The organism is Klebsiella sp. CN_Kp113 (genome assembly GCF_040064585.1).
GTDB lineage: Bacteria > Pseudomonadota > Gammaproteobacteria > Enterobacterales > Enterobacteriaceae > Klebsiella > Klebsiella michiganensis.
The window spans coordinates 312,122-319,827 of sequence record NZ_JBEAID010000018.1 but is presented as its reverse complement, the minus strand read 5'-3'; the positions used below and the strand labels follow the sequence as shown (position 1 = coordinate 319,827).

At 61.1% G+C, this 7,706-nt stretch carries 7 protein-coding genes and 1 pseudogene; 7 read left to right on the top strand and 1 reads right to left on the bottom strand.

Annotation, left to right across the window (positions count from 1 at the left end):
- The 6 genes and pseudogenes from ABLV30_RS11595 to ABLV30_RS11570 all read left to right on the top strand — a co-directional run.
- The coding region (locus ABLV30_RS11595; RefSeq protein WP_241182819.1) for an iron ABC transporter permease at positions 1-499 on the top strand (499 nt) is incomplete at its 5' end.
- Positions 493-1,463, top strand: a pseudogene (locus ABLV30_RS11590) (iron-siderophore ABC transporter substrate-binding protein); the annotation flags it as partial. The gene ABLV30_RS11595 and the pseudogene ABLV30_RS11590, both read left to right, overlap by 7 nt.
- Complete coding sequence (locus ABLV30_RS11585; RefSeq protein WP_102804043.1) at positions 1,460-2,359, top strand: MurR/RpiR family transcriptional regulator; 900 nt, start codon at positions 1,460-1,462, stop codon at positions 2,357-2,359. The pseudogene ABLV30_RS11590 and the gene ABLV30_RS11585, both read left to right, overlap by 4 nt.
- A gap of 95 nt (positions 2,360-2,454) precedes the next feature.
- Positions 2,455-3,222, top strand: a complete 768-nt coding sequence (locus tag ABLV30_RS11580) for a basic amino acid ABC transporter substrate-binding protein (protein WP_004851663.1) — start codon at positions 2,455-2,457, stop codon at positions 3,220-3,222.
- 65 nt (positions 3,223-3,287) lie between these two features.
- On the top strand, positions 3,288-4,055 hold the full coding sequence (locus ABLV30_RS11575) for an amino acid ABC transporter permease (RefSeq protein ID WP_004102832.1): 768 nt from the start codon (positions 3,288-3,290) through the stop codon (positions 4,053-4,055).
- Positions 4,039-4,761 carry an amino acid ABC transporter ATP-binding protein gene (locus ABLV30_RS11570; RefSeq protein ID WP_025108184.1) on the top strand — a complete coding sequence of 241 codons (723 nt, stop codon included), beginning with the start codon at positions 4,039-4,041 and terminating at the stop codon, positions 4,759-4,761. Before ABLV30_RS11575 ends, ABLV30_RS11570 begins: the two co-directional genes overlap by 17 nt.
- Positions 4,762-4,861: 100 nt before the next feature.
- Here the strand turns inward: ABLV30_RS11570 and ABLV30_RS11565 are convergent, their stop codons facing one another.
- Entirely contained in the window at positions 4,862-6,067 is a 1,206-nt protein-coding gene (locus ABLV30_RS11565) for an MFS transporter (protein WP_154950542.1), read from the bottom strand.
- 282 nt (positions 6,068-6,349) lie between these two features.
- Here ABLV30_RS11565 and ABLV30_RS11560 point away from each other — a divergent pair, with 282 nt between their 5' ends.
- Complete coding sequence (locus ABLV30_RS11560; RefSeq protein ID WP_025108182.1) at positions 6,350-7,501, top strand: M20 aminoacylase family protein; 1,152 nt, start codon at positions 6,350-6,352, stop codon at positions 7,499-7,501.
- Positions 7,502-7,706 lie beyond the last annotated feature (205 nt).

Genomic DNA, 7,706 nt, shown 5'->3' with positions numbered 1-7,706 from the left:
CCCCCCCCCCGACGTGCGCGATGTTCAAACGGCGATGATCTGGCTGGCGGGCAGCCTGCACGCGGCGACCTGGCCGCTGTTGGCCGTCGCCTTCTGCTGGGCGCTGCCCGGGGCGCTGATCCTTTTTTTGACCGCCAGGGCCGCCGATGCGGCGCTGCTCGGCGACCGCACTGCCATTGGTCTCGGCGTACGCCTGCAGCAGCTAACCCTGCTGCGCTTTTTCGCGCCGGTGCTGCTGACCTCCGCCAGCGTTTCCTGCGTCGGAAGCCTCGGCTTCGTTGGCCTGATGGCGCCGCATATGGCGCGGTTTCTGCTGCGCGGCGGCCAGGTGGCGCTGCTCTGTGGCAGCGCGTTGGTTGGCGCGCTGCTGGTGTTAGCCACCGATACAATTGGCCGACTGGCTTTCGCGCCGCTGCAGATCCCTGCAGGGATCGTTATTGCGCTGGTCGGCTGTCCGTTTTTTATCGTTCTGCTCTGGCGTCGCCGTGACGCCCTGTAAATCAAAAAGGATCGCTATGCGTTGGTTCGTTTCTCTGCTGGTGCTGTTGGCGGGCGTCGCCTCGGCCGCCGATACGCAAACCTTCACCGATGATTTGGGTCGTACGGTGACCGTTCCGCTGCACCCGCAGCGCATTGTGTCGCTGCACGATCTGGATATCACCATCCCGCTGATCGAGCTTGGCGTCCCGCCGGTGGCCAGCCACGGGAGGACGCGTCCGGACGGCAGCCACTTTTTACGCGCCAGCGCACAGCTGACCGGCGTTGATTTCGATAACAGCGCGATTCGGTTTATCGGCACGGCGGATATCGATCTCGAAGCGGTGGCCGCCGCGAAACCGGACCTGATTATTACCGAGCCCAGCCGCCACGTTTCGGTGGAGCAGCTGGAGAAGATTGCGCCAACGGTCAGCATCGACCACCTGCAGGGCAGCGCGCCGCGCATCTACCGCAAGCTGGCGCAGCTCACCGGTACCCAGCCGCGGCTCTTAATCCTCGAACGCCGCTATCAGGCGCAGATAGCCCAGCTAAAGGCGATGGTGGATACGCAAAACATCGTAGTCTCGGTGATTCAGGCCAACAACGGCAAGGTTACCGTGCATCACGCCTATCATGCGCTGGGACGCGTGCTGCGCGATGCCGGATTCCGCTTCCCGCCGCTGATTGACAACATCCCCGATGGCCAGCGTATTGACGTCAGCGCCGAGCAGCTGCCGGCGCTGGATGCTGATTTCGTATTTGCCACCTGGCGTTCCGATACCGGCGGCAGGCCCCAGGATGAGCTGCAGGCGATGGAGGGCGTGATGCCCGGCTGGTGCGACTTTATGCGCGCCTGCCGCACCGGGCGCTACATTCTGCTGCCGCGCGAGGAGGTTATCTCTAACTCCTACGCCTCGCTGTCGCTGATGGTCGCCCAGGTACAGTCGCACATTGCCGGTCGTCCTTTGCCCGAGGGGCTGAAATGAAAACGGTGGTCAAAAGAGAGAAGGGGCGGGTTGACCTGTTCGGCGAACGTTTTCGCGCCCGCGCGCATCAGCTGTCGCCGCGTCTGCTGGCGGTGGTGAGCTATATCAACGAAAACCGGGAAGCGGTGCTGGAGCGCACGGCCATGGAACTCGCCGCCGCGACCAATACCTCGGACGCCACGGTGGTGCGCGCCATCCAGGCGCTCGGCTTCGCCGGACTGCGGGAGCTGAAGCAGACCATGGAGCGCTGGTTCGGCCCGTCGGCGACCTCGTCGGAAAAAATGATCTCCACGGTGAGCGCCTTATCCAGCGACGTCAATTCGAGCATCGATTTCGTGCTGGAAGGGCATCAGCGGGCCTGCGAAGTGCTTGCGCGCCCCGACAACCGCGCCGCGGTGGCCCAGGCGGTGGCGCTGCTGACCGACGCGCGCCAGGTGGGGATTTTTGGGATCGGCGCCTCGGGCATTCTGGCGGAGTATACCGCCAGGCTGCTGAGCCGCATCGGCCTGCCTTCGTACGTAATGAACCGCACCGGGTTTAGCCTCGCCGAGCAGCTGATCGGCCTGCAGCGCGGCGACGTGCTGATTATGATGGGGCAGAAGTCGCCGCACCGGGAGGGGATGACGACCCTGCGCGAGGCCCGCCGTCTGGGGATCCCGACGATTTTACTCACCCAGGCGCTGGACTCCCGCTTTAGCCAGGAGGCGCAGGTGGTCATTGAGGTGCCGCGCGGCGGCGATAATGGGCGGGTGCCGCTGCACGGGACGGTGCTGGTTTGCCTGGAGATGATCGTGCTGTCGGTCGCCTCCACCGCGCCGCAAAAAACGGTGAAATCGATGAAGCGGATCAATGAATTGCATCGGGCCATCGGGAAATCCGGCGGTAAACGAAGCTAAACGGCAGATAATTTACCGTCGGGAAGGTTTCCGGTTGCATGCCATGCTGACAGTGTGTATTTTTATGCAAAATTAATGCATAAAACGGAGTTGTCATGGTTAAGAAGTGGATGAAAGCATGCTGCCTGGTGGCGGCGATGATCGGCACCGCCCACGCGGCTCAGCAAACTTACGTGGTGGGATCCGGCGGAACCTATCGCCCGTTTGAGTTCGAGAACAGCCAGAAACAGCTGGAAGGTTTTGATATCGATATCATCAAAGCGATCGCCAAAGCGGAAGGCTTTGATATCAAACTGGTCAATACGCCGTGGGAAGGGATCTTCGCCACCCTCAACACCGGCGACCGCGACATTATTATCTCCGGGATCACTATCACCGATAAGCGTAAGCAGATGGTGGATTTCTCCGCCCCTTATTTCCCGGCCGAGCAGTCCATCGTCGTGCCGGCGGATTCAAAGGTCTCCTCCCTTGAGGCGCTGAAAAACGAGAAAGTCGGCGTGGTGAACTCCAGCACCGGCGATATCGTGGTTTCCGACGTGCTGGGCAAGAACAGTACCGCGATCAAACGTTTTGATAATACTCCGCTGATGCTGCAGGAGCTGTTTGAAGACGGCGTGAGCGCGGCGGTCGGCGACGTCGGCGTGGTGAAATACTACATCAAGCAGCACCCGGAGAAGCAGTTCAAGCTGGTGCCGGATGCCAAATTTGAGCGCCAGTATTTCGGCATCGCGGTGGCGAAAGGCAACAGCGAGCTGCAGGCGAAGATCAACGCCGGTTTACAGAAAATCATCGCTGACGGCACCTACGCCAAAATCTATAAAACCTGGTTCGACGAGAACGTCCCGACGCTGCCAGCGCAATAATTCGCATTTTTATTTTCATCACGGCTATCGACTCTGGCGATAGCCGTATTTTTTAGGGAAGGGCTATGACGGGATTCCGTTGGGAGATCATTGAGGAGTACGGTCCGCTGTTTATGGACGGTGCCCTGATGACCATTAAATGTACCATTATCTGCGTGATCCTCGGCACCCTGTGGGGGCTGACCCTCGGGCTGGGGCGGATGGCGAAAGCCGAGCACGGGGTATGGAAATACGTTCTGCGTTACCTGGTGCAGTTTCCGGTGCGCTTTTACGTCAGCGCGTTTCGCGGTACGCCGCTGTTCGTGCAAATTATGGTGGTGCACTTCGCGCTGGTGCCGCTGTTTATCAACCCGCGCGACGGACTGCTGGTGACCAGCGGCATGATGAGCGCTGATTTCGCTCGCGAGCTGCGCTCAAACTACGGCGCGTTTCTCTCCTGTATCGTGGCGATTACGCTGAATGCCGGGGCCTACGTGTCGGAGATCTTCCGCGCAGGGATCCAGTCGATCGATAAGGGGCAGATGGAAGCTTCCCGCGCGCTGGGAATGCCGTGGTGGAAAACCATGCGTCAGGTGATTCTGCCGCAGGCGTTTCGTCGCATTCTGCCGCCGCTGGGCAACAACGCTATCGCCATCGTTAAGGACTCCTCGCTGGCGTCGGCCATCGGTCTGGCGGATCTGGCCTACGCCGCGCGCACCGTTTCCGGCGCCTACGCCACCTACTGGGAACCCTACCTGACCATCTCCCTGGTTTACTGGGTTATTACTTTCCTGCTGGCGCAGCTGGTTAACCGTCTGGAAAAGAGGTTTGGCAAAAGTGATTCACATTCATAATTTACACAAGCGCTTCGGCGACAGCCACGTTCTGCGCGGCATCAGCTGCGACATTAAGCCGCAGGAAGTCGTGTGTATTATCGGCCCGTCCGGTTCCGGGAAAAGCACTTTTCTGCGCTGCATGAACGCGCTGGAAACCGTCAGCGAAGGCGAGGTTGAGGTAAACGGCTTCGCTGCCCACGATCGCGCCACCGATCTGAATAAGATGCGGGAAAGCGTCGGCATGGTCTTTCAGCGCTTCAATCTGTTCCCGCACAAAACGGTGCTGGAAAATCTGATTATGGCCCCGATGAGCCTGCGCGGCACGGCGCGCGCGGAGGCGGTGCGTCTGGCGGAAGAGCTGCTGGCGAAGGTCGGGCTGAGCGACAAGCGCGACGCCTGGCCCTCCAGCCTCTCCGGCGGGCAGCAGCAGCGGGTGGCCATCGCGCGCGCGCTGGCGATGAAGCCGTCGATTATGCTGTTTGATGAGCCCACTTCGGCGCTCGATCCTGAGCTGGTGGGCGACGTGCTGGAGGTGATGAAAAACCTCGCCAGCGAAGGGATGACCATGGTAATCGTAACCCACGAGATGGGCTTTGCTCGCGAAGTGGCCGACCGGGTTATCTTTATCGACCAGGGCATTATTCAGGAAGAGGGGAAACCGGCGCAGATCTTTAGCGCGCCGACTAACCCGCGCACCGCCGCGTTTTTGAGTAAAGTGCTGTAACGGCTACCGGCCCCGGCGCGCGACTGCGCTGCCGGGGAGAAGACCCTGCGCGGGCGATGAGGGAGCTTTCGTTCTGCCGAACCGTGCCTGCCCTTAAGCGTTACCGCGCCGCCTCGCTAATATCATCCATCTCTTCTTCGCGCTCGCGTTCGTCCGCCAGCAGGGCTTTTTCGCTTTTCCCCAGGCACTGAATCAGCAGGAACAGCGCGCCGCTGACAAACAGCGTCATCAGCAGACCATCATACCCTGCGACGCTGATCAGCAATCCGCTGACCACCGGTCCGGCGACGCTCCCCGCGGACCAAAAGAATCCCAGCAGGGCGTTGATCATAATCAGCTTCTGCCCGGAGAAGGTCTTCCCGGCGCGGACCAGCGACAGGGTATAGAGCGCCCCCGCCGCAGCGCCGAGAAGCAGGCAGCCGACAATCAGCTGGATATGCGACGCCAGCAGGAACGGTAAGGCCAGCAGGGCGAGGCAGAAGACCACCGCGCAGGTCAGATGCACGCGGCGGATACCGAAGCGGTCGGCAATCCAGCCCAGCGGCGCCTGGAATACGGCATCGCCGGTTAATACCACGGTGACCAGCAGTACCGCCGTCACTTCACTCAGCCCTTTATCCATACCGTAAAGCGGCAGCAGCGCCAGTATGCTGGCATCAAAAAAGGCGAAGCAGAATACGCCGGAAGCCAGTACTGGCAAAAAGGCGCCGAGGCTGCGCCAGCTGGCGCGTTCCGCCAGCCGTTCGCGGCTGCCGGAGGGCAAATGGCGGAGCATCAGCAGACAGGCGAGGGTCACCAGTCCGACGAGCAGCAGAGTCCATGATTGATACGCTTCTCCGGCGGAGATCAGCAGCGGCCCCGCCAGCTGACAGCCGGTAAAGGCGGAGGCATAAATGCCGGTCAGGGTTGCCCGGTTTTTACCCGCCGCGCCGCCGGTGATCCAGCTTTCGCCAATGACGATAATCACCCCTGACGCCAGGCCGGTCACCAGCCGCGGCAGCAGGAGATGAACCATATCAAACGACAGGCAGGAGGCGATGGTTGCCACCGCCAGCGCCACCAGGCTGACGGAGAGCAGAAGCCCCATCTCGAAGCGCCGGCACAGCGCGGGCGAGAGGAAGGAGGAGATCATCATCCCCGCTGGCGGTAGCGCGGCCAGCAGGCCGACGTAAACGGTATCAACCTGCTGCTGCGCCAGCTCCAGACTGATTAAGGGTACCGTGTATCCGGTGATAAATCCCACTAATGAAGCCGCCATGATCATCGCCAGCGTGGGGGCAAGACGATTCTGCTCTGGGTTGAACATTTTATTTCCGGTTAAGGAGGTCTGTAGAGTGAATTATTCGGCAAAACGCCAGTATAGCTGCATAATAATTAATCGCACGCCTTATGTCACCGTTGATATGACTACAAAAAAACGCAGTGCAGGCGGGATGCCGCGCAAAGGCGCGTTGGCGCAGGGTTTGGCGGCAGTTGTCAGCGAGCGGGCGAAAGGATATAACCAATAGGCTAGCGGGTTACCTGTAGCCCCAACGTATTGCATAAAACACTCGTTCAGCGCTGAAGCTGTGCAGGAAAGGAGTAAGACATGGCTGTATCCCCTTCACTGATCGCCGAGGCCATTCGCTGGCGACGTGATTTTCATGCTTGCCCTGAGCTGGGGTATCAGGAACAGGAAACCTCCCGCCGGGTCGCTGAACTGCTCGCTTCATTTGGCCTTCAGGTGCATAGCGGTCTGGCGGGCACCGGCGTGGTCGCGACGCTGGAGAACGGCCCGGGTCCGGTAATTGGCCTGCGGGCCGATATGGATGCGCTACCGATCACCGAGCAGAGCGACGTCGACTATAAATCGCGTAATCCGGGCGTGATGCACGCCTGCGGCCACGACGGCCATAGCGCGATGCTGCTGGCGGCAGCGGCGCATCTGGCGCAAACCCGCCGCTTTCGCGGTACCGTTCACTTTGTTTTCCAGCCCGCTGAGGAGAACCTGGGCGGCGCGCGTAAGATGGTGGAAGAGGGGCTGTTTGCGCGCTTCCCGATGGATGCCATTTACGCGCTGCACAACTGGCCGGGTATGCCGCTGGGCCAGGTGGCGATCGGCAGCGGGGCGATGATGGCCTCTCTCGATGCGTTTGAAATTACCCTGACCGGCAAGAGCTGCCATGCGGCGATGCCGGAGCGCGGGGCGGACCCGATTGTCGCCGCGGCGCAGCTGATTATGGCGCTGCAAACCATTCCGTCGCGCCGCCTGTCGCCGCAGGAATCCACGGTGGTAAGCATTACCCAGATTTCCGGCGGGGAGGCGATCAACGTGCTGCCGGATAAAGTGGTGCTGCGCGGAACCTTCCGCTGTCTGAATAACCAGGTGCGTGAGCGGGTCAGGGGGCTGATTGAAAGCTATGTCGCCGCCCAGCCGCAGGTATCAGACGTGGAAGGCAAAATCGCCTGGTATCCCGGTTATCCCGTCACCACCAACCACCCGGCTGAAGCACAAAAGGTTCGCGAGGTGGCGACCGCGCTGCTGGGGGAATCGGCGGTGAGCTGGAACGGCAATCCCTCTATGGCCTCGGAAGATTTTGCCTGCATGCTGGAGGCCTGCCCGGGCGCCTATTTCTGGATTGGCACCGATGGCGAGACGGCGTCAAAGCCGCTACATAACGCCGGATATGATTTTAACGATGCGCTGATCCCGCACGGCGTGGCGCTGTGGACGGCGCTGGTGGAGAAACTGTTGGCGTAAGAGACCGATCCCGGAGGCGATGCTGCGCATCTGTCCGGGCTACCGGCCCGCAGACGGCACTGAATCTGTAGCCAGGGCAAGGCGCGTTGCGCGCCGCCCCCGGGAACAGAGCGCAGAGTAGCTGAATTTCCCGGAGGCGATGCTGCGCATCTGTCCGGGCTACCGATCCGCAGATGGCGGTGAATCTGTAGCCGGGGCAAGGCGC

What these genes read in the sequence shown, in the direction of transcription:
- ABLV30_RS11585 (WP_102804043.1), top strand. Translation starts at nt 1,460, where the DNA reads ATGAAAACGGTGGTCAAAAGAGAGAAGGGGCGGGTTGACCTGTTCGGC.
- ABLV30_RS11580 (WP_004851663.1), top strand. Translation starts at nt 2,455, where the DNA reads ATGGTTAAGAAGTGGATGAAAGCATGCTGCCTGGTGGCGGCGATGATC.
- ABLV30_RS11575 (WP_004102832.1), top strand. Translation starts at nt 3,288, where the DNA reads ATGACGGGATTCCGTTGGGAGATCATTGAGGAGTACGGTCCGCTGTTT.
- ABLV30_RS11565 (WP_154950542.1), bottom strand. Translation starts at nt 6,067, where the DNA reads ATGTTCAACCCAGAGCAGAATCGTCTTGCCCCCACGCTGGCGATGATC.
- ABLV30_RS11560 (WP_025108182.1), top strand. Translation starts at nt 6,350, where the DNA reads ATGGCTGTATCCCCTTCACTGATCGCCGAGGCCATTCGCTGGCGACGT.